Here is a 21,450-nt window from a genome sequence, read left to right on the forward strand (position 1 = left end):
TCTGCGAATAAACCAGAGCACTGCCTCTGGTTTTTTTATCCGTATAATAAGAGCCGCAAAAAATGAAAACACAAAAATTTCAGCCTGTGCAGATTGCCCTGCACTGGTTTATTTTCCTGCTTGTGATTGTCGTTTATATCAGCGCCCTGTTACGGGACAATGCTGACGAACCACTGAGAAGTATTTTGGCCGGGCTGCATTACAGTTGCGGTATCGCTGTCGGTATACTGATGATTGTCCGGCTGGCCGTCAGAATAAAGCACCGCGCACCGGCTATTATTCCCAGACCGTCACCGATGATAACCGGCTTATCCCATCTGGTGCACCTGATAATCTTTGTGATATTTATTTTGTTACCGGTACTCGGTTTCAGTATTAAATATCTGAACGGTTATGACTGGTCATTATTCGGTATCCCGATGCCGGTCTCCGCCGCGCCGGATGAAGATCTCGCGTACAGCATACAGAATATTCATGAGATCATTGCCAATACCGGTTATTTTATTATCGGCCTGCATGCCGCCGCCGCACTGGCACATCACTATTTCTGGAAAGATAATACCCTGCTGCGCATGATGCCGCGTAAACGGGACTGATTATCCGCCGCTGAATAACAAAACGCCCGGCAATCATGCCGGGCGTTTTTAATACGGAAAATGGTATTTATATCAGTTGTTAACGGTATTTCTTGTGGTATTCACCACGGGTGGCTTTAAATTGTTCAGCCATGGCTTTCGCTTCCGGAATTTTACCTTCTTCCGTCAGCTTCAGTGCTTCATCAATTTGTCCGGTCAGAACATCATAACCGTGATGGTAATCCTTCACTTCTGCGCTGTCCGCCGCTTTACCTTTCAGTTTGGCCGGTAATTCTTCTCTGGCACTCTGTGCCGCAGCACGCATGTCGGTCAGTGCAGTTTTCAGCGCTGCCGCGTCATCTGTTTTTTCAACAATCTGCAGATTCGCGTTCAGCGTTTTCATATTATCTGACAGTCCGGCGGCAGATGCCGTCATTGCGCCGAATGCACAGACAGACGCCACCAGCATAGCTAACATATTTTTACTCATCAGATGCTTCCTTTATTTTTAATATAAAAGTACGACAAAGACATCACACAATAAAGCAGGTGCTGTAACAGAATAGCGGATAACCGGCGGTTATGCCTGCCCGGTAAAAATAAAATAATATAAAAAAACCCGGCAGTGAATAATGCCGGGCTTTTCAGTCAGAATGTAATAACGATTACTTACGGCGCCAGGTGGTGCCCTGCGGACCATCTTCCAGCACAATACCCATGTCGGTTAAAGCATCACGGGCCGCATCGGCCAGCGCCCACTCTTTTGAGGCGCGGGCATCATTGCGCTGTTTGATCAGTGCTTCGATTTTCGCTGCATCTTCATCCCTTTCGCTCTGCGCACCGCTTTGCAGGAACTGCTCCGGATCCTGAGTCAGCAGCCCCAGCACACCGGCCAGCTGGCGCAGTTGTGCTGCCAGGCCGTTTGCTGCAGTCATATCTTCCTGTTTCAGACGGTTCAGTTCACGCGCCATATCAAACAGCACAGAGTAAGCTTCCGGCGTGTTAAAATCATCATCCATCGCATCGCGGAAACGATTTGCGAATTCCTCATTCACCACGACCGCCGCATCTTTATCTGTGCCGCGCAGTGCGGTATAGAAACGCTCCAGAGCAGTACGCGCCTGTTTCAGGTTCTCTTCTGTGTAGTTGAGCTGGCTGCGGTAATGTGCGGACAGCAGGAAGTAACGCACCGTTTCCGGGTCGTAATAGCCCAGCACATCACGGATGGTGAAGAAGTTATTGAGGGATTTTGACATCTTCTCTTTATCAACCATCACCATACCGGAGTGCATCCAGTAATTGACATACGGGCCGTCGTGGGCACAGGTGGACTGCGCGATTTCGTTTTCATGGTGCGGGAACATCAGGTCAGAACCGCCGCCGTGAATATCAAAATGTGTGCCCAGCTGTTTGCTGTTCATCGCGGAACATTCGATATGCCAGCCAGGACGGCCTGCGCCCCACGGGGATTCCCATGACGGCTCACCCGGTTTGGACATTTTCCACAGCACGAAATCCATCGGGTTGCGTTTCACATCCGCCACCTCGACACGGGCACCGGCCTGAAGCTGCTCCAGATCCTGGCGTGACAGCAGGCCGTATTCCGGGTCACTGCTGATATCAAACATCACATCCCCGTTGTCCGCCACATAGGCATGACCGCGATCGAGCAGTAACTGCGTGATCTCAATAATCTCTTTGATGTGATGTGTGGCGCGCGGCTCTGAATCCGGGCGCATCAGGTTCATGGCATCGAAATCGCGGTGCATCTCCGCCACCATGCGATCCACCAGCTGATCACAGGTTTCGTTATTTTCATTCGCCCGTTTGATAATTTTGTCGTCCACATCCGTGATGTTGCGGATATAGTTCACATCATACCCGGCGTGACGCAGATAGCGCACGATGGTGTCAAACGCGACAAATGTCCGCCCGTGTCCGATATGACACAGGTCGTAAACAGTGATACCACACACGTACATCCCGATTTTACCGGGGTTAATGGGCTTAAATTCCTCTTTTTGTCTTGATAAGGTGTTATAAATTTTCAGCATAGGACTATTCCATTAAAAGTCTGTACGTGTTGATGGTGACTTCTGTTAATTAATTGATAATAAATACTTTATTTTTTATATCTGTCTGCGGGGATCATAATCTGAGACAGGTCAGGTTATTGAAACGCGAATACCCTGCAAATGCAAGAAAGACCCTGTAAAACCCGGTGATTATAACAAATACTGACGCAGATTAGTGAGTATGATATAACACACCCCGGAGATAAAAACGGCAGATTATTGCCTTTATAATATAAGCAGCAGGAAATTATTATGGTAACTTTTCATACAAATCATGGTGATATCGTCATTAAGACGTTCGCGGATAAAGCACCGGAAACGGTCGCAAACTTCCTGAAATATTGTGAAGACGGTTTCTACAATAACACCATTTTCCATCGTGTTATCAATGATTTCATGGTCCAGGGCGGCGGTTTTGAACCGGGCATGAAGCAGAAACCGACTCTCGGTATGATCAAAAACGAAGCCAACAACGGTCTGAAAAACAACCGCGGCACCCTGGCGATGGCCCGTACCAACGATCCGCATTCCGCCACTGCACAGTTTTTCATTAACGTGGTTGACAACGACTACCTGAACTTCCGTTCAGAAACACCAAGTGGCTGGGGCTACTGCGTGTTTGCTGAAGTGGTTGAAGGTATGGATGTTGTGGACAAAATCAAAGCGGTCAAAACCGGCAACAGCGGTATGCACCAGGATGTGCCGCGCGAAGATGTGATCATCGAAAGCGTGACTGTTTCTGAGTAAGTATGACCACGCTTATTATTGCAGATTTGCATTTAAATGAGCAGGAGCCGGCGATCACCGCCGGCTTTCTTCGTTTCCTGCGGGAACAGGCTGTTCACGCATCACAGCTCTATATCCTCGGTGATTTTTTTGATTACTGGATTGGTGATGATGACCCGAACCCGCTGCATAAAACCGTGGCTGATGCACTGAAATCCCTCAGTGACAGCGGCGTGAAGATCTTCTTTATCTGCGGCAACCGTGATTTCCTGCTGGGTGAGCGCTATGCCCGTCAGTGCGGCATGACCCTGCTGCCGGATACACAGGTGATTGAAGCCGAAGGGCATCAGATCCTGATCCTGCACGGCGATACCCTCTGCACGGATGATACGGACTACCAGCATTATCGCCAGCGTGTTCACACTCCGTGGATCCAGCGCCTGTTTCTGTGGCTGCCATTGTCGCTGCGCCTGAAAATCGCGAAGAAAATGCGCGCGGGCAGTCAGTCTGCCAATCAGCGCAAAAGCGAAGCGATTATGGATGTGAATCAGAACGAGGTGATGGAGGCATTCCGTCAGTACCGGACCCGCTGGATGATCCACGGCCACACTCACCGTCCTGCGGTGCATGATGTCTCCGCTGACGGCGAAACGCACTTTCGCGGTGTCCTCGGCGCGTGGCACTCACAGGGTTCTGCCTTTAAAATCACCCCGGACAGCATTTCACTGATCTTCTTTCCGTTCTGAGCCGTTATCTCCCCGTATTTGTGAAAAATCCGTGACGCAAACGTTTTCCTTCGTGATTTACCGTGATATTATGCCCGTCTTCTTAACCGGCCAACGGCCGGACGTCTGTCAATTTTCGTGACGCGGGATGTACAGGAGCACCGAAAACATGAACGCCGCCTCTTCGCAACAACACTCACCGGCAGCCAAAGTGGCTATTGTTATGGGATCCAAAAGTGACTGGAGCACCATGGAACACGCCGCAGCGATCCTCGATATGCTTCAGGTGCCTTATCACACAGAAGGGGTTTCCGCGCACCGCACGCCGGACAAACTGTTTTCCTTTGCTGAAACCGCAAAACAGAACGGGTTTGATGTGATCATTGCCGGTGCCGGTGGTGCCGCGCATCTGCCGGGGATGCTGGCGGCGAAAACCCTCGTTCCGGTACTGGGTGTGCCGGTGCAGAGTGCCGCGCTCAGCGGTGTCGACAGTCTCTATTCCATTGTGCAGATGCCGAAAGGCATTCCGGTCGGTACGCTGGCTATCGGCAAAGCCGGTGCCGCCAATGCCGCCCTGCTCGCCGCACAGATCCTCGCCCTGCATGATGAGGCGCTGCTTATCCGCCTGACAGACTGGCGCAATGCGCAGACCGATGATGTCCTCAGCCACCCGGATCCGCGGGAGGCCAACTGATGAAACCGGTGTGTGTTCTGGGAAACGGCCAGTTGGGCCGGATGCTGCGCCAGGCCGGTGAGCCGCTGGGGATTTCGGTTTATCCGGTCGGGTTAGATGCCGAGCCGGAAGCCGTCCCTTATCAGCACAGCGTGATCACCGCTGAAATCGAGCAGTGGCCGCAGACCGCGCTGACACAGGTGCTGGAGCAGCACCCTGCCTTTATCAACCGCGATATTTTTCCGCGCCTGGCAGACCGCCTGCCGCAGAAACAGCTGATGGATGACCTGCATCTCGCCACCTCACCTTGGCAGCCGCTCTCCTCTCCGGATGAATGGCCGGACATTTTTGCCCGTCTCGGGGACTTTGTCATCGTCAAGCGCCGCACCGGCGGTTATGACGGACGCGGTCAGTGGCGGGTGCGTCCCGGTGATGAAGCTGCTCTGCCGCCGGAGATTTACGGCGAATGTATTGCCGAGAAAGGCATTCTGTTTTCCGGCGAAGTGTCGCTGGTCGGTGCCCGTAACCGCGCCGGGCAATGTGTGTTTTACCCGCTGACCCGTAACCATCACGAAGAGGGCATTCTGCGTATGAGCGTGGCCTTCCCGCAGACACAAAACCCGCTTCAGACACAGGCTGAGCAGATGCTGGGGGCTATCCTCACTGAGTTGGATTATACCGGTGTGATGGCTATGGAGTGTTTTGTCACAGAAGACGGCCTGCTGATCAACGAACTGGCACCGCGAGTGCATAACAGCGGCCACTGGACACAAAACGGTGCGTCCGTCAGCCAGTTTGAGCTGCATCTGCGGGCGATTCTGGATCTGCCGCTGCCGCAGCCGGTTGTCACCGCCCCGGCGGTCATGGTGAATATTATCGGCACAGAGCTGAATACACAGTGGCTGGCACAACCGCTGGCGCATCTGCACTGGTATGACAAAGAAGTGCGCCCGGCGCGTAAGGTCGGTCACATTAACCTGACTCATCCGGATCCGGCACAGCTTATCTCGGCACTCAGCGGGCTGGCACAGGATTTACCGCCGGAATATCAATCCTCTGCGGACTGGGCGAAAACAATATTAAGCTGGTAGTCGGCACGGTTTCCGGCGACAATAGTCCCATTCTGATGCCCGGTGTTCAGCCGGGCATTTTGCTTTTTACGCCGTTTCCGGAGCCGGGATGTTTTCGTCAGATCGCCGCTTAGGTCCTGTTTATCAATGGACTATACTCACCCTGCTGGGGCTGGTTTATTTCCTCACCACTGCCACCACCTTTACCTCATTAGGCGTGGTCTTACCCGGTATGCTCAGAGAGCTGAACTGGAGCTGGACAGATGCCGGTTTCGGATTCACCCTGCTCGGGCTGACCTGCGGGTTATCCAGCTTTCTGCCAAGTCTTCTCATCCGTAAAACCAATGTCCGCCTGACGCTGCTGGCCGGGCTGCTGCTGTTTCTGGCCGGGTTTTACAGCCTGTACACCACACAGTCAATTCAGCGCTATTTTATCGGCACCGCCTTTCTCGGGATTGGTTTTACCTTTATGGCTACTGTTCCCGGCACTTATGTAATTTCGCGGCTGTTCAGCCGTCAGTCGCTGGCGTTTGGTTTTTACTTTACCCTTGGCGGGCTGGGCGGTGTGGTCGGGCCGTGGATCTATTTTCTCGCCGCGCATGTGTTCGGCTCCTGGCGGATCCACTGGCTGATCTCCGCCCTGACGCTGGCCGTTGTCACCCTGATCACCCTGCTGGTGATGCGGGAAGGCCGCCGTGAAATTACTCACGCCCGTGCTGTCATGTGGCAGCAGAAAAAACAAAATTCCCGCATCTACCGCAGTCAGGCGCGCTGGAGTGCCCGTCAGGCGCTGAGAACCTGGCAGTTTTATGTCATCGCCGCCTCTTATACCGCGTTTTTATGGTGCGGATTCACCGTAAACAGCTTTGCCGTGCCGCATATTATGGATAAGGGGTTCAGTGAAACCGTTGCCGCCACACTGCTCAGTACTATGGCCTTTATTAACGCCTTTTCCCGTCTGGCGGGCGGCGCTATCGGAGAGTGGCTGGAGCCGAAAAAACTGCTGATTATCAGCCTCGCCACTATCACATTCGGTGTGCTGACACTGAGTATCGCGACCAGCTGGCCGCTGCTGATCCTGTTTACCGTACTGGTGGGGATTGGTTACGGCATGACATTCCTGGCCTCCAGCGTGCTGCTGGCAAACTATTTCGGCCGTGGTCCGTATCTGGAGCTGTTCTCTGTGGTGAACCTGATTTCCACCTTTGCCTGTCTGGCACCGTTCTTTGCCGGTGCCGTCAAGGATTACAGCGGCAGCTTTACCCCTGCGTTTCTGCTGATTGCCCTGCCGGTGATTGTGATTCTGGCGGCCACATTCTTTATGCGGCCACCACAACACAAACCGGTCAGAGCATACACATCTTCGCCGGACTAACTCTGCAGGCGGCGGTATTGCTGAGAGTCCCCGAGCAGACGGATCCCCAGCACACTGCCGCAGAGTGACAGCAGAAAACCACCGGCCAGCGGCAGCCCGACCCACAGCGGCCACTGCGGCTGCCACGGAAAATCAAACACGCGGGTCTGCAACAGCCACAGGGCTGTCTCCGCTCCGAGCGCCGCGACCACTCCGGCCATCGCGCCCAGCAAGGCAAACTCACTCCACAGCGTGCGCCGCAGCAGACGTTTACCGGCCCCGAGCGTGCGGTATACCACCAGCTCTGTCCGGCGCTGGTTCATCCCCACCTGAATCTGTGCCAGCAGTAACAGCACGCCGCAAATCAGCACCAGTACCACCATCGCTTCCAGCGCACGGCTGACCTGCGCGAGAATGGTCTGGATCTGTTTCAGCATCGAGCCGGTATCAAAAATACTGATGGACGGATACTTGCGGTTCATCTGGGTGATTAACCCGTCATTACCGTCATAGTGAAAGCTGGTCAGCCACATGGCGCTCTGGTTTTCCAGCGAGGCGTGATTAAAGATGAAGAAGAAATTAGGCCGCATACTTTCCCAGTCCACCTGCCGCACACTGCTGACAGTCACGGTAAACGGCCGGGTATCACCGGTAAAGGTCAGGGTATCCCCGACTTTCAGCCCGAGTTCTTTGACCACTTCCATCTCAATGGAGACTTCCCCGGGTTTCGGCGGCCAGGTGCCGTCCACCAGTTCATTGAGCGGCGGCAGCGATTCCAGCCAGGTGAGGCTCAGTTCGCGGCGGACCGTGTTGTTGCCCGGATCACGCGCATCCGCCCATGCCAGCGCAGTTTCGCCGTTAATGCCGGACAGCCGCGCCAGCACCACCGGGTAATATTCCGACGGTGTCACGTTGTGTGACGCCAGCAACTGATTGACCGGCGTTATTTGTTCTTCCGTCATATTCACGAGAAAATAGTTCGGCGTGTCCGGCGGCAGTTGCTGCTGCCAGCGCCCGATCAGATCACCGCGGATCATCACCAGCAATCCCAGCAGCATAAAGGAGAGCGCGAACGCCCCGGTCTGTACCAGTGTCTGGCCGGGCTGGTGCAGCAGACGGCGGACAGCCAGGCGCAGACTCAGCGCACGGAACGGGATTTTTGCCAGCAGCCATAATCCGCCGTAACCGGCCACCGCCAGCAGTGCGGCGATCAATACCACCCCGGCCAGCACCGCCCAGAGCAGAAACGAGGCATTGGTCAGCACCGCCAGCCCGCCTGCCACAATCAGCACCGCCAGCGGCAGATACCAGCGCAGCGGCCAGACCGGCGCCACCACATCATCACGCAGTACGCGGGTCGGCTGTGTCAGCATCAGCTGGCGGTAAGGCCGTGCGCCCACCAGCAACGTGATGGCAAGCAGTGTCAGCAGTGCCCACGCCCACGGCCATAATCCCGGATCCGGCAGCGCCTTCGGCAGCAGAGGTGCCAGCAGGCTCATCAGGATTGCATCAAAAATCAGTCCCAGCAGAGATCCGGCAACCATTGCTGCCGCCATCAGCACCGCCCACTGGCCGACCACCCAGTAACGCAGCTCGCGCCGCCCGGCTCCGAGTGTTTTCAGTACGGCAATCAGGGTGTGACGGCTGCGGCAGTAATGCGACATAGCAACCGCCACTGCGGCGATCGCCAGCAACAATGTCAGCAGCGCAGAGAGCACCAGGAACTGCTGAGCGCGATCGATCGACTTCGCCAGCGCCCCGCCTTCCTGTTTCAGGGTGACCCAGCGCTGATCAATCCGCAGCGCATCTTCATACTGCTGTTTAAACACCGCCACCGCATCCGGCGCACCGGCAAACATATCGCGGTAGGTCAGGCGGCTGCCCGGCTGTACGGCACCGGTGGCTTCCACATCCTGTAAATTGATCAGCACACGGGGCGCCATCTGAAACGGGTTAAAACCGCTGTCAGGCTCCTGAATAAGGAAACCGGCGATTTTCAGATCGGTATCCCCCACTTCCAGCATCTGTCCCGGTTTTACCGAGAGCAGCTCTGCCAGACGCGGCGCGATCAAAATCTCTCCCCGGGCCGGTTTCAGGCCGGGCGGGTCGGTTTCCAGCTCGCCGTACAGCGGATAAGCGTCATCCGCCGCTTTGACATACACCAGCTGCGGCACGTCATTGGCAAATACCATGGTGTTGAAACTCATCTGCTGACTGAGCGCCAGGCCGCTTTCCTGTGCCTTTTTCAGCCAGGTTTCATCCGCGGGATGCGAGCCGCGCAGTACCAGATCACCGGCCAGATAGTCACGGCTCTGATAGTTCACACTTTGATTAATACGATCACCGGCACGTCCCAGTGCCAGCACACAGGCCACCGCCAGGGTCAGTGACAGCCAGACCACCAGCAGAGACGGCGTACGCCACTCCCGCCAGAACCAGCGCCAGATCATGCCAGTTCCTCCAGCTTACCGTCCGACAGTTTCAGCCGCCGCTGACAGCGGGCAGCGAGGGTCAGATCATGCGTGACCAGAATCAGGGTGGTGCCGTAGTCGCGATTGAGCGAAAACAGCAAATCGGCAATTTTGTCGCCGGTGCGGCGGTCGAGGTTGCCGGTCGGCTCATCGGCAAACAGAATTTTCGGCCGGGTCGAGAATGCACGGGCGATGGCCACGCGCTGTTGTTCCCCGCCGGAAAGCTGGGCAGGCATATGTTTCAGGCGTTTTTCCAGCCCGAGCTGGATCAGCAGCTGCTCTGCATTCTCCCGGCTGACGGATTCGGACTCACCGCGCAGCAGCGCAGGCAGCTGGACATTCTCCAGGGCATTAAGGGTCGGGATCAGCATAAAGGACTGAAACACAAAACCGACATCCCGCGCCCGCAGTTTTGCCCGCGCTTCCTCATCCAGCTGCGGCAGTGACTGCCCGAGCAGTTTCACCTCACCGGAGGTCGCGTCATCCAGACCGGCGATAATGCCGAGCAGGGTTGATTTTCCGGATCCGGATTCCCCCACCAGCGCGATTGTTTCTTCAGGCTCGACAACCAACCCGGCACCCTGCAATATAGTGATCTCATTTTCACCCTGACCGACGCGCTTAATAAGATGATCAATTTCAAGAATAGGCTCCGCTGCCATCTCTGTTTCCTTTTTCTGCTGCTGTTCAGCGGGAATTTGTATGCCGCCGGAACATTACTGATACTGGGGGACAGCCTGAGTGCCGGTTACCGCCTTCCGGCCGGAGAGGCGTGGGCGGCACAGCTGGGACAACGCTGGCAACAGGCCGGTAACGGTATCACACTGATAAACGGCAGTATCAGCGGAAATACGGCGGCTCAGGGACTTGCCCGTCTGCCCGCACTGCTGGAGCAGCACCGGCCGCAATGGGTACTGATTGAACTGGGTGCCAACGACGGCCTGCGCGGTCTGCCGCTGACACAAACCCGCACTGACCTTCAGGCTGCGATTGATGCAGTGAAGGCCGCCGGGGCGAAACCGCTGCTGATGCAGATCCGCATTCCGCCGAATTACGGCAAACGCTATACCGAGCGGTTCTCGGCGCTCTATCCGGCGCTGGCACAGGAAAATGCCGTTCCGCTGATCCCGTTTTATATGGAAGCGGTCGTCACCAATCCGCAGTGGATTCAGGATGACGGCATACACCCGAACGCGGCAGCACAGCCTTATGTGACTGACTGGATGGATAAAACACTGCTGCCTTACTTACAGTAACGGGTGTCAGACTATCCTAAATGATTTATCCATAATTTATAAGCAGTTAAGCAGGTAAAGAAATGCAAAAAGCAGTTTTGATCACCGGCAGCTCCAGCGGTATCGGGCTATGCGCGGCTAAAACACTGAAACAGCGGGGCTACCGTGTGCTGGCCGCCTGCCGCAAACCGGCAGATCTGGCTGAAATGGCGCGCCTCGGGTTTGAGCCGGTGGAGCTGGATCTGGACTGCCCGCAGAGTGTTGCCCGTGCCGCAGAGCAGGTGCTGGCACTGACAGATAACCGCCTGTACGGCCTGTTCAATAATGCCGGTTTTGGTCTGTACGGCCCGCTGGACACCGTCAGCCGTGAAGATCTGGAAAAACAGTTTTCCGCCAATCTGTTCGGCACACACCAGTTGACCACCCTGCTGCTGCCCGCTATGAAACAGGCCGGTGAAGGCCGGATCATCCAGACCAGCTCGGTAATGGGGCTGATTTCCACGCCCGGGCGCGGTGCCTATGCCGCCAGCAAATACGCGCTGGAAGCCTGGTCTGATGCCCTGCGGATGGAACTGTCCGGCAGCGGGATCCGCGTCAGCCTGATTGAACCGGGGCCGATCACTACCCGCTTTACCGAAAATGTCACACAAACGATGCAGGATAAACCGGTAAAAAATCCGGGAATTGCCAGCCTGTTTACCGGTAAACCGGAGGATGTGGTGAAAAAAGTCATCCACGCCCTGGAGCACCCGCACCCGAAAATACGCTATCCTGTTACGGGTCTTACCGTAATAGTGATGTGGCTCAGACGCCTGCTGCCGCTGTGGCTGATGGATAAAATACTGAACAAAAAATCCGCCGCCGCTTGAAATGCCGCGCTGCGCCCAGATGTTAATAGAAAGTCCGCCAATTTATTAAGAGAATGAATATGTTATCAAACGCACATATCACAGACGTTAACGAAACCAATTTACGCCAGGTTATTGAATCTTCAATGCAGGTGCCGGTGGTCTTTTTCTTCCATTCCGCACAGTCCCCGCAGTGTCAGGAACTGGGCGCCATTCTGGAAAAAGTGGCGGCTGACTATGCCGGGATGATGATCCTCGCCAGAGTGAACTGCGATACCGAGCAGATGATCGCCTCACAGTTCGGCCTGCGTGCGGTGCCGACCACCTATCTGTTCCATCAGGGGCAGCCGGTCGACGGTTTTGAGGGGCCACAGAATGAAGAGACTGTCCGTAATTTCCTGGCCAAATTCCTGCCGTCCGAATCTGAAATCAAAACCGGTCAGGCCATTGAACTGATTGAAGCCGGCGATTTTCAGGCTGCTCTGCCGCTGCTGCGTGAAGCACACCAGGCTGAGAGTAATAACAGCGAAATCACCCTGCTGCTGGCACAGACACTGATGGAAGTGAAGCTGTCAGAAGAAGCTGAAAAAGTATTGAAGTCCGTCCCGATTCAGGATCAGGATACGCGCTATCATGGTCTCTTATCTCAAATTGAGTTACAAAAGCAGGCCGCAGACACCCCGGAAATCCAGGAACTGCAAAATACCTTTGCGGCGGATCCGGAGAATGCAGAGCTCGCGGTACAGCTGGCACTGAAACTGCATGAAGTGCACCGCAATGATGAAGCACTGGCCCTGTTATTCAGCTTCCTGAAGAAGGATCTGGCGGCTGCGGAAGGTCAGGTGCGCAAAACCATGATGGATATTATGGCGGCAATGGGAACCGCAGACAGTACTGCCGCATCTTATCGACGTAAGCTATACTCGTTACTGTACTAATTAATTGCCTTACTGAATTATTTAACCCACTCATTACTGATAAGGATTTTGGCTCATGGATTTGTTCTCACTGGGTTTTGTCCCGATTATTATTCTCATCGCCGTCATTATTGTGGCAACCGGTGTTAAAACTGTACCGCAGGGCTTTCAGTGGACTGTTGAGCGTTTTGGCCGCTATACCCGGACACTGCAACCGGGTCTGCATATTATTGTGCCGTTTATTGACCGTGTCGGCCGTAAAATCAATATGATGGAACAGGTTCTCGATATTCCGTCACAGGAAGTTATCTCCCGCGATAACGCCAACGTCACCATCGATGCCGTCTGCTTCATTCAGGTGGTGGATCCGGTGCGTGCCGCGTATGAGGTCAGCAACCTGGATCTGGCTATCATCAACCTGACCATGACCAACATCCGTACCGTGCTGGGTTCGATGGAGCTGGATGAAATTTTATCCCAGCGTGACTCCATCAACTCCCGCCTGCTGCACATTGTGGATGAGGCTACCAACCCGTGGGGGATTAAAATCACCCGTATCGAAATCCGTGACGTGCGTCCGCCGAAAGAACTGATCTCCGCGATGAACGCGCAGATGAAAGCGGAGCGTACCAAACGTGCGGACATTCTTGAAGCGGAAGGTATACGTCAGGCCGCGATTCTGAAAGCAGAAGGTGAAAAACAGTCTCAGATCCTGAAAGCAGAAGGTCTGCGTCAGTCCGCCTTCCTGGAAGCGGAAGCCCGTGAACGTGCGGCAGAGGCGGAAGCCCGCGCCACACAGATGGTATCTGATGCTATCGCTGACGGTAATATGCAGGCTATTAACTACTTCGTGGCACAGAAATATACCGATGCACTGACCAAAATCGGTGCGGCGGAAAACAGCAAAGTCATTATGATGCCGCTGGAAGCAAGCAACCTGATGGGCGCTATCGGCGGTGTGGCTGAAATGTTCAATGTGTCAAAAGACACTAAAGGTCAGGGTAAATCCGCATGATTGAGATGATCGCATCACAGGCGGTCTGGTTCTGGCTCTGTTTCGGCGGCATCCTGCTGATTCTGGAGATGCTCGGTACCGGCGGTTATCTGCTCTGGAGTGGCGTGGCGGCACTGGTTGTCGCGCTTCTGGTGTGGATTATGCCGGGGCTCAGTCTCGAGTGGCAGGGTATTATCTTCGCGGTGATGACGGTGATCTGTGCGGTGTTGTGGCGTAATTTTCAGCGCCGCCGCCAGCGTAATGACAGCAGTTCGCCGAATCAGGTCAATCATAAGCTGATCGGCCTGCGTGCCGCACTGCTGGCAGAGACGGAAGACGGTTACAGCCGCATCCGTCTGGCAGACGGCAGCTGGCGTGTCTACAGCCAGTCGGCACTGCCTGCCGGTACGGAAGTGGAAGTGATTGCCGTTGACGGCATTACACTGACGGTCCGGGCTGTCAGCCGGTAACTGACCGGAAAGACCATCTCAAAACGGCCTCTGGTAACAGAGGCCGTTTTTTATGTACTCCCGCATCACGCGCCTTTAAAGCGGTAGCGTTCGTTCACGGAATTGGTCAAATCCTGCATAATAATATTGGTCAGTTTATCCGTGGTATTTAATGCATCCTGCATGACTTTATTCTGGAAGTCCTGTAACAGCTGTTTGGCTTTCGCCGGGTCTGTTTTATAAATACTCAGATACTCTTTTTCCATTGCCTGTTGTTCTTTGGCAAACTCAGCTTCCTGTTTACTGTATTCCGCCTGCACAATTTTCGAATATTTATTAAAGTCGATCATCGCCAGTGTCTGTAATTTACGGAATTTCCAGTGTGCGGAGGCGTTATCCGCCTGCGGTGAACCGATGGTATAAGCTTCCACGTAGCTGTCCGGGCCGTAATATACCGGGACATAAACGGATAATGTCGGCATACCGAAGGCAATATAACGGACATTCCCGATTTCTTTCGGTAAATCTTTGCGTACCTGTAAAATATGGGAGTGCTGGGTTCTGAATACCGAGATTGGTCGTTTAGTGGTATCCGGATAGGTGGTTGCATACGGAGATGTACCGACATTTTCATAATGGTTGCGCAGTCCGGCTTTAATATCTTCCAGCCCCAGTTTTTTCGCCGGTTTTAAGAAGACAGGGAAATCATTGGATTTCACATCTTTAAAGTCAGTTTTAATTTCCGGGTTATACATTTTCTGCAGCACTAACACTCGCGGATAGTTGTAATAACCGTCACTTTTTGCGTCATCTTTGGTATAGGCTTTTTTGAAATTAAACTCACCGTCTTTTTTCGGATCATATAAGCCATTTTTCTCGGCAAAGGAAATCAGTGTCGGGGATGACAGGTAATTTTCTTTGTCATTCATATCAAATTTTTCCAGGCGGCCCTGGTTTGCAGTGACATAATAGGTATTGGCCGGGATTTTTGCTGCCATCCACTGGTGGCCGCTGCCGGTTTCCAGATACCAGATCCCGTCTTTATCAATAAAGGCCACGCCGAAACCTTCACCGGCCCCTTTTTCCTCAATGATTTTCCCTAACCGCATCACCCCTTCTTTTGCGGAAGAGACATACGGTAATACCACATCCGGAATCGCATCTTCAATAATCCCGGTATCTTCAACATACGGGTCAATTTTTAATGAAGCTTCATTGGCGAAAATCGTTTCTGTGGCACTGATCCCGACACCGGCGTCATTAAAGCCGTTGGAACTGAAACGGAACTGACCTTTATCATTCCATTCCGGGATAGTGGTATAACGCATTGCCTTTTCCGGCAGGGTATAGGTGAATTTATTTAAGTTGGTTTTAAACTCAGTGTCTTTATTTACTTTTTCCTGATTCACCTGCAAAACTTTCGGGTTTGCCGGATTCATATCTTCATTGCGGGCAATATATTGCGCACCATCTGAAGACGCATTTTCACCGACAAAAATAGTGGTACACGCCGTTGCATCAGAAATCACCAGTGCAGCACCCACAGCAAGAGATAAAACACTACGTTTCATAGAGAACACCTTCCATTGAGTTATAAATTGCGCTTACGCTATCCATTACCCACTGAATTTTCTTTTACGCAGATCGCATAATGCAAAGTCAATCACTGAATTATTCGCAAAATATGGTGCATTTCACTAATTTGCGATTTAATCACGGATAAGTGTTTTGGTTAAAATTACGGATTATTTTTTCAGCGGGGAATTGATCGGGACAGGAAATACAGGGAATCGTTATTTTATTTCTTTTTTACTGATGACAATTAAGCGGTGTGTGTGGGTATCGGGATCATTCCCCCAACAAAAATCACTCCAATATTCAAAAAAGGATTCCATATCCTGAATAACAAACAGTGGCCTTTCCGGCTCTCCGCCATCTGAAGCATAAACATAAAAACCGGCGGCCAATGCCCATGAAATCATCACTTCCCAAAAACGCCTTCCGTCACCGGTTTGTTCTTCATCGGTAACCACAATATGATAGGTATCCAGCAGCCAGCGGAAAAAGTGCCGCGGCAGGTCTGCAACAGCAGACTGATGTTTGTCATTGGTTGTCCGCCATACCTTAATTTGTGTGCAACTTGTCTGACCGGCAACGATGTCATTGCGGAAGCAAAGCTCAACCAGATAAACGGTTTCGGGTAAATCCCCGGTAGTCACCAGCCTGTACTGCTGCTTTTTACCTGATTTAATAAATTGATAGCCCTCTTTGACCTCATAGCCCGGCAATAAAAACCGATGCGTACCGGCGGCCAGAAACAGTGCTGTCAGTTCGCTGTTTTCAGAGGGCAGATTTAATTTCCGGTTAAAACCCGCTGCGGGGATCAATTTCGGCATGTCGGCATGAACCTGTCGTCGTTGTAGCTTTTTATCGTTCATATTAGCGCCTCATTACCGGTGATTTATAAACACAGTATACACAGATATCACACGTTATTTCTTATTGTGGTAATTTAACTTTACATTAAATAATGCACTTTCCCATTCCCTTTTTGACGATGATTAAAATATTGGAATCAATTAGTTAAATAAGTAATTAATCCAAAAAATAGAGCCGGAATAAAAACGGCCCTTATTCAGAGCCGTTTACGCTACGTTATACGTTATCGTCCATAATAATTACTTCACTTTACTGTTCACACTGCTGTGATCATTAGTGACAGAAATACCGACCGGGGATTTTCCGTTGACGATCCCGTCTTTAACCGCACTGACAGCCTGCCCGGCATTGAGCGGGAGTTCGCCGTGAATGCGGGTGCCGGTCTCTTTGACCGCCACAGAGTGCATTTCCGTATTCCCCGTATCCGGCAGACCGTCCAGCACCGCGCCGGTCAGGATAGTGCTGCCGCCGGTACGCAGTTTGCCCTGTTCACGGGCGGTCAGACCGGATTGCTGTCCCACCTGTTCTGCGGAACGGGTTTCGAAGGACGCTTTAACATTGCCATTCATCCCGGACGGGGATGTCAGGCCGGATTTCACCTTGTCCGCCACCGTACCAGCACCGGCTCCGGCATTTTCCCGTACAGAATCTGCCGCTTTATCCAGTCCGTTTTCCAGACCCGCTTTGATGTCATCTGCAAACTTCGGGGTACCGGCATTGGCCAGTTTTGAGGTGGTACTGCTGCCCTCATCATTGGTATGTGCCGCCGACAGATCCGCATCAACTTTCAGAACAGATTCGGTGTTAGTCCGGCTTTCCACGATCAGATCACCGCCGACACGCCCGCTGATGGTATCCGCCGTCAGTTTTCCGCCCCGGATCTGCGTATCATTGCGGCTGTTCAGCGTGAGATTTCCGCTGTCAGCAAGGGCATTTTTCTGCGTTACCGTCTGCTGATTATCGATCCCACCCTTCAGACCGGCACTGATATTATGCCGCGAACCGGTTTCCGGATTTTCTGTACTGCGCGAGGTGCCGATATTCAGGTTTCCGCCCGCATTCCAGTTGGCTTTGTCTGTGGTTTTCTGTGCGGATTCAATCACAATACCGCCGTCACGGGCGGTCAACGCGGTATTTTGTGCATCAATCTGCGTACCTTTCAGATGCAGCGCATCATCCCGCATACCGTCCGCAGAAACAGAAACTGTACCGCCGCTGCGCAGGCTGCCGCCGCGCTGGTCAGTCACGTTTTCAGACTGTTTGCTGATACTGAAATCCGCACCGCCGCCGAGTTTGCTGCCGATCTCTGTTTTACCGCCATTAGCCTGAACACCACCGTGCCACTGATGGCCGGAGATGGTATTCGTGCTCTCCGCGCTGTCAAGCAGGGTGTTGTGTCCGCCTTTCACCGTCACATCCCCGCCACTGCTGACATTAGTACCGTTAGCGGTCAGGTCGTTTCCGGCCTGTAATACCACGCCGGTTTTGCCCTCAATCACGCCGGTTTTCGCCGTTGTGCCGCTTTCGTTGTACACCTCACGTCCGCCGCTGAGACCGCCACCGGCATTTTTCAGGTTGAGCGATTCCACATTTACCTTCGCCCCGGCATCATAACCACTGACAGTTTTGCTGTGGGTATCACCCGCCAGATCCAGCGTCAGATTATCACCGGCACGGACAGAAACGTGTCCTTCCTCACTGCGCAGTGTATCGCCCTGCAATGCCGCATCACGCCCCGCCTGCACAGAGATATCCCCTTTCGCCGACAGCGAACCGGTCACTGCTTTACTGCTGCTCTCTGTGGCCAGACGATGACCGCCGCTGCCTTCCGCGCTGATCGCAACATCCTGTCCGGTGGATGTTGCCACACGCAGACTTCCTTTGCCCTCAGTCACAGATTCCGACTGATGATGTGTATCCGCTGCCGCCGCAGACTGATAATCGCCGGTGCTGATCGCAATACCGCCGTTATCCGCCCGGTACTGTGTTCCTTCATCAAGAACACGATCCGTGGTGTTCACGGCAACCGATCCTGCATTAACAGAGGTGGTTTTTGCCTGTGTGTTTTCACTGATGGTCTGCCGGTTTTCCCCTTTACCGCTCAGATCAACGCCGATATCCGGCAGTCCGGTGGCAGCGGTGCTGTCCGCCACCCCGGCAATATTGCCTTCCGCAATATTTTCACCGGCTTTGGCCAGCGGACGGGAGACTTTGCTGTAATCCAGTGAGACCCCGAGGCTGCCTTCGCCGCCTTTACGGGTTTCCGTGGTGCGATCACTGTTGTGAGCCGCCCGGTGCGCCGAGTTTTGCGCAGTTTCCGTATAAGCGCCGCCCACCGTGTGTGATACGCCTTCCTGCGAGAGGGTTTTACCGGCGGTCAGGGTGAGATTACCCTGCACCTGAGTGCCGGAGGTGACCGCCTGATGATGCTCCTGTGTCTTACCGGTTTCAGTATGACCGCCGCTCAGACCGCCGCCCAGTTTATCCATGCCGCCGGTCAGATAAATACCGCCGTGTGATTCCCCTTTCTGCTGTGTCCGGGTTTCACGGTTATCCGCTGCGTTCAGGGTGATATTTTCAGCGGAAAGCGCCGCATCCCCCTGCGTGGTGATCAGAGAGGAGCCGGTAAGCGTGAGATCGTTTCCTGCGGTGACAGAGACACTGCCGCCTTTGAGTTCACTGCCCTGCTGCGTGACAGAATCCTGCTTTTGCGTGTCGCGGGTATGGTTGATATCCAGACCGGCGCGGTACTGTTTGTCCTCATCCTCTTTGGCATAGCCGCTGATTTTGAGTGTGGTTTCTGTTTTGTCAGACTGTTTTTGTGCCTGTGCCGCACGGACATTGATATCACCAAGGGTATCAATTTTCAGTGTGCCCGCACTTTCAATCAGGCTTCCGGCGATGGTGATATCATTTTTCCCGGCCAGCCGCAGGTCAGCTTCTGATTTCAGCTCGCTGCGCTCAACGCGGGTATCTTCACTGTTTTCACGGAGGGTACTGCGGGTGATGTTAAACGCGCCGCCATCACGGTTATCAATGTGTTTCGCCGTCCGGCTGATGCCGTTTTCAATCACCAGCGCGCCCTGTCCGGTCTGCACCAGACTGTCCTGTGTGCCTTTTACCTTGCTGCCGGTAACAGTGACGCCGTTACCGCCGGAAAGCCAGAGCTTACCGCCTGCGGTAACGTCAGAGCCGTGCGCCGTCTCTTCCGTGGTGGCCCGGTTTTCACGGGAGCCGCCGCCGATACCGCCCCAGGAGGTGATATTCTCCGTATGCCCCTGATGCTGTGTCGTCGTTTGCGTACCGATGGTGAGATTATTACCGGTGTTGATGATCAGATCCTGTCCGGCGTGTACCTGTACCGCCTGAGCCCGGATGTCATGACCGGCATTCAGTCCCAGATTGCCGCCTGCGGTCAGTTCCGTTTTCACCAGTTGCTCTTTTGACGTGACATCGCCGTGTGTGCCGCTGAGCAGTTTTGCCGTCTCATTGCGTTTATTGCCGGACACCGTCTGAGTGCGGGAGTCAGTCACGCTCTCCAGCCGGATATCCCCTTTGGCATCCGCACTGAGATGCGATCCGGCCGCCAGTGTTGCCCCTTTCAGGGTAATATCACCGGTTTTGGCTGCCAGACGGATATCACCGTCAGCACGGAGGTTGCTGGTTTCCTGCCGGATGCTTTCATCTTTGCGGGTTTCATTATTTTCCCACGACATCTTCCACTGATTTGTGGTACGGGTGTCTGACTGTGCAACCCGGTCGCTGTCGAGCGTGATGGAGCCGGCCTGAACGGCGATCTCAAGCCCGTTCAGATCAGTGCCGGTCAGCCAGGCTTCCTGCTGTACCACCAGTGTGATGTTTTTGCCGTCCAGTGAGGTGCGGGTGTAGCGCCCCTGCCGGGTTTCGCCGGTGACGGATTGCCCGCTGCGTTTGTCTTCTGTCCGCTGATGTTCGTTGCGCAGCTGTCCTTCGGTACGCAGCGTATCACCGCTCAGGCGGATATCCCCGCCGGTGACCTGTGCGCCGGTGAGTGTCAGAGCGCCCTGAGACTGAGCATCGAAACCATTCACAGCATCAATATTACCGGCCAGTTTCACGCCGCTGCCCTGCGCGGTATTCACCAGACGGATTTTACCGGCACGCATGCCGCCCAGATAATAGCTGTCCAGCGGAACCGCGTTTTTCCCGGCGGAAATAGTCTGCATATCAGCGGAAACGGTATTGTTCCCGGTGATCACATTCAGTGCCGCCGCGCGGATCTCCCCGTCGGCATTAATCGCAGGCGCAACCAGATCCAGCACTTTACCGGTCGTGATCCCGTTATTTCCGATCGTCAGTGAACTGGTGTTATCCAGCGTACTGTATGCACTGATCATTCCGTTCTCAATCAGCGGATTACCCACGATCAGCCCGGCATTATTGGTGTTGATAAAACCACAGCCCTGACAGCTGATCCCGTTCGGGTTGGCGAGGATCAGATCCGCCGCCATGCCGAACACTTCCTGCTGACCCAGCAGCAGAGAGGGGTTACGGCTGACCACTTCATTGAGGATCACCCCGGCGGCCTGCCCGTTCAGGTTTTTGTTGGCCTCCAGCATACCCGCCAGCTGCGACTGCCCGGCGGTCATGCTGTTATTAAAGACCGCGCCCCGGTTATCCACATTAAAATCAAGATACTGGTTATGAGACAACCCGTTACTGTTTGGCGTTGTAATATTGACAATATCCGTTCCGTTTACCTGCGAAACCCCGGGGCCGTCCGGGCCGCCGTCCGCCACAATCCCTGCGGCTGCACTGTTCAGCGTGACAAAGGCCAGTGCTATCCACGCGGCCACCTTACCTGACGAAGAGAGTTTAAAGCGTTCTTTTTTCATTGTATTTCCTTACCATCCAACGACT

Annotated in this window: 18 protein-coding genes; 11 read left to right on the forward strand and 7 right to left on the reverse strand. The window is 53.8% G+C overall.

Going from position 1 to position 21,450, the window contains the following annotated elements; translation table 11 throughout:
• Positions 1–62: 62 nt before the first annotated feature.
• Entirely contained in the window at positions 63–596 is a 534-nt protein-coding gene (gene cybB, locus HMPREF3119_RS08975) for a cytochrome b561 (RefSeq protein ID WP_070579406.1), read from the forward strand.
• A gap of 79 nt (positions 597–675) precedes the next feature.
• Here cybB and cybC read toward each other — a convergent pair whose 3' ends face one another.
• Both cybC and cysS read right to left on the reverse strand, forming a co-directional pair.
• Positions 676–1,065 (reverse strand): cytochrome b562, encoded by a 390-nt coding sequence (gene cybC, locus HMPREF3119_RS08980; RefSeq protein WP_004237672.1) that lies wholly within the window; start codon positions 1,063–1,065, stop codon positions 676–678.
• 175 nt (positions 1,066–1,240) lie between these two features.
• The gene (gene cysS, locus HMPREF3119_RS08985; protein ID WP_070579409.1) at positions 1,241–2,629 is read right to left on the reverse strand and encodes a cysteine--tRNA ligase; all 1,389 of its coding nucleotides are present in this window, start codon (positions 2,627–2,629) and stop codon (positions 1,241–1,243) included.
• A gap of 273 nt (positions 2,630–2,902) precedes the next feature.
• Here cysS and ppiB point away from each other — a divergent pair, with 273 nt between their 5' ends.
• From ppiB to HMPREF3119_RS09010, 5 genes are all read left to right on the forward strand, one after another.
• Complete coding sequence (gene ppiB / locus HMPREF3119_RS08990; protein WP_004237667.1) at positions 2,903–3,397, forward strand: peptidylprolyl isomerase B; 495 nt, start codon at positions 2,903–2,905, stop codon at positions 3,395–3,397.
• Positions 3,398–3,399: 2 nt separating this feature from the next.
• A complete protein-coding gene (locus HMPREF3119_RS08995; RefSeq protein WP_070579412.1) occupies positions 3,400–4,122 on the forward strand; it encodes a UDP-2,3-diacylglucosamine diphosphatase in 723 nt (240 codons plus the stop codon).
• Between the two features lie 148 nt (positions 4,123–4,270).
• Positions 4,271–4,795: a 5-(carboxyamino)imidazole ribonucleotide mutase gene (gene purE / locus HMPREF3119_RS09000; RefSeq protein WP_070579415.1), complete on the forward strand. Its 525-nt coding sequence runs from the start codon at positions 4,271–4,273 to the stop codon at positions 4,793–4,795.
• Entirely contained in the window at positions 4,795–5,865 is a 1,071-nt protein-coding gene (gene purK, locus HMPREF3119_RS09005) for a 5-(carboxyamino)imidazole ribonucleotide synthase (protein ID WP_032098361.1), read from the forward strand. Before purE ends, purK begins: the two co-directional genes overlap by 1 nt.
• A gap of 88 nt (positions 5,866–5,953) precedes the next feature.
• Positions 5,954–7,219: an MFS transporter gene (locus HMPREF3119_RS09010; RefSeq protein ID WP_004241006.1), complete on the forward strand. Its 1,266-nt coding sequence runs from the start codon at positions 5,954–5,956 to the stop codon at positions 7,217–7,219.
• Here the strand turns inward: HMPREF3119_RS09010 and ybbP are convergent.
• Together ybbP and ybbA are read right to left on the reverse strand one after the other, a co-directional pair.
• Positions 7,216–9,648, reverse strand: a complete 2,433-nt coding sequence (ybbP, locus tag HMPREF3119_RS09015; RefSeq protein WP_062771818.1) for a putative ABC transporter permease subunit YbbP — start codon at positions 9,646–9,648, stop codon at positions 7,216–7,218. The two genes, HMPREF3119_RS09010 and ybbP, sit on opposite strands and share 4 nt — an antisense overlap.
• A complete protein-coding gene (ybbA, locus tag HMPREF3119_RS09020; protein ID WP_004237659.1) occupies positions 9,645–10,331 on the reverse strand; it encodes a putative ABC transporter ATP-binding protein YbbA in 687 nt (228 codons plus the stop codon). The genes ybbP and ybbA overlap by 4 nt, the downstream gene beginning before the upstream one ends.
• Here ybbA and tesA point away from each other — a divergent pair.
• The 5 genes from tesA to HMPREF3119_RS09045 all read left to right on the forward strand — a co-directional run bounded on the left by tesA (position 10,299) and on the right by HMPREF3119_RS09045 (position 14,133).
• Positions 10,299–10,925 (forward strand): multifunctional acyl-CoA thioesterase I/protease I/lysophospholipase L1, encoded by a 627-nt coding sequence (tesA, locus tag HMPREF3119_RS09025; protein ID WP_032099246.1) that lies wholly within the window; start codon positions 10,299–10,301, stop codon positions 10,923–10,925. The two genes, ybbA and tesA, sit on opposite strands and share 33 nt — an antisense overlap.
• 62 nt (positions 10,926–10,987) lie before the next feature.
• Positions 10,988–11,773, forward strand: a complete 786-nt coding sequence (locus HMPREF3119_RS09030) for an SDR family oxidoreductase (protein WP_004241009.1) — start codon at positions 10,988–10,990, stop codon at positions 11,771–11,773.
• 59 nt (positions 11,774–11,832) lie between these two features.
• A complete protein-coding gene (locus tag HMPREF3119_RS09035) occupies positions 11,833–12,690 on the forward strand; it encodes a co-chaperone YbbN (protein WP_015422944.1) in 858 nt (285 codons plus the stop codon).
• A gap of 55 nt (positions 12,691–12,745) precedes the next feature.
• Positions 12,746–13,684, forward strand: coding sequence for an SPFH domain-containing protein (locus tag HMPREF3119_RS09040; protein ID WP_004237654.1), 939 nt, complete (start codon positions 12,746–12,748; stop codon positions 13,682–13,684).
• Positions 13,681–14,133, forward strand: a complete 453-nt coding sequence (locus HMPREF3119_RS09045; protein WP_004237653.1) for an NfeD family protein — start codon at positions 13,681–13,683, stop codon at positions 14,131–14,133. Before HMPREF3119_RS09040 ends, HMPREF3119_RS09045 begins: the two co-directional genes overlap by 4 nt.
• Before the next feature lie 65 nt (positions 14,134–14,198).
• Here HMPREF3119_RS09045 and HMPREF3119_RS09050 read toward each other — a convergent pair whose 3' ends face one another.
• The 3 genes from HMPREF3119_RS09050 to HMPREF3119_RS09060 form a co-directional block, all read right to left on the reverse strand.
• Positions 14,199–15,683 (reverse strand): C69 family dipeptidase, encoded by a 1,485-nt coding sequence (locus HMPREF3119_RS09050; RefSeq protein WP_004237652.1) that lies wholly within the window; start codon positions 15,681–15,683, stop codon positions 14,199–14,201.
• 222 nt (positions 15,684–15,905) lie between these two features.
• A complete protein-coding gene (locus HMPREF3119_RS09055) occupies positions 15,906–16,508 on the reverse strand; it encodes a hypothetical protein (protein WP_083297266.1) in 603 nt (200 codons plus the stop codon).
• 282 nt (positions 16,509–16,790) lie between these two features.
• The gene (locus HMPREF3119_RS09060; RefSeq protein WP_070579422.1) at positions 16,791–21,425 is read right to left on the reverse strand and encodes a hemagglutinin repeat-containing protein; all 4,635 of its coding nucleotides are present in this window, start codon (positions 21,423–21,425) and stop codon (positions 16,791–16,793) included.
• Positions 21,426–21,450: the final 25 nt, after the last annotated feature.

The sequence above is a fragment of the Morganella sp. HMSC11D09 genome (assembly GCF_001807955.1).
Classification (GTDB): Bacteria; Pseudomonadota; Gammaproteobacteria; order Enterobacterales; family Enterobacteriaceae; genus Morganella; species Morganella morganii.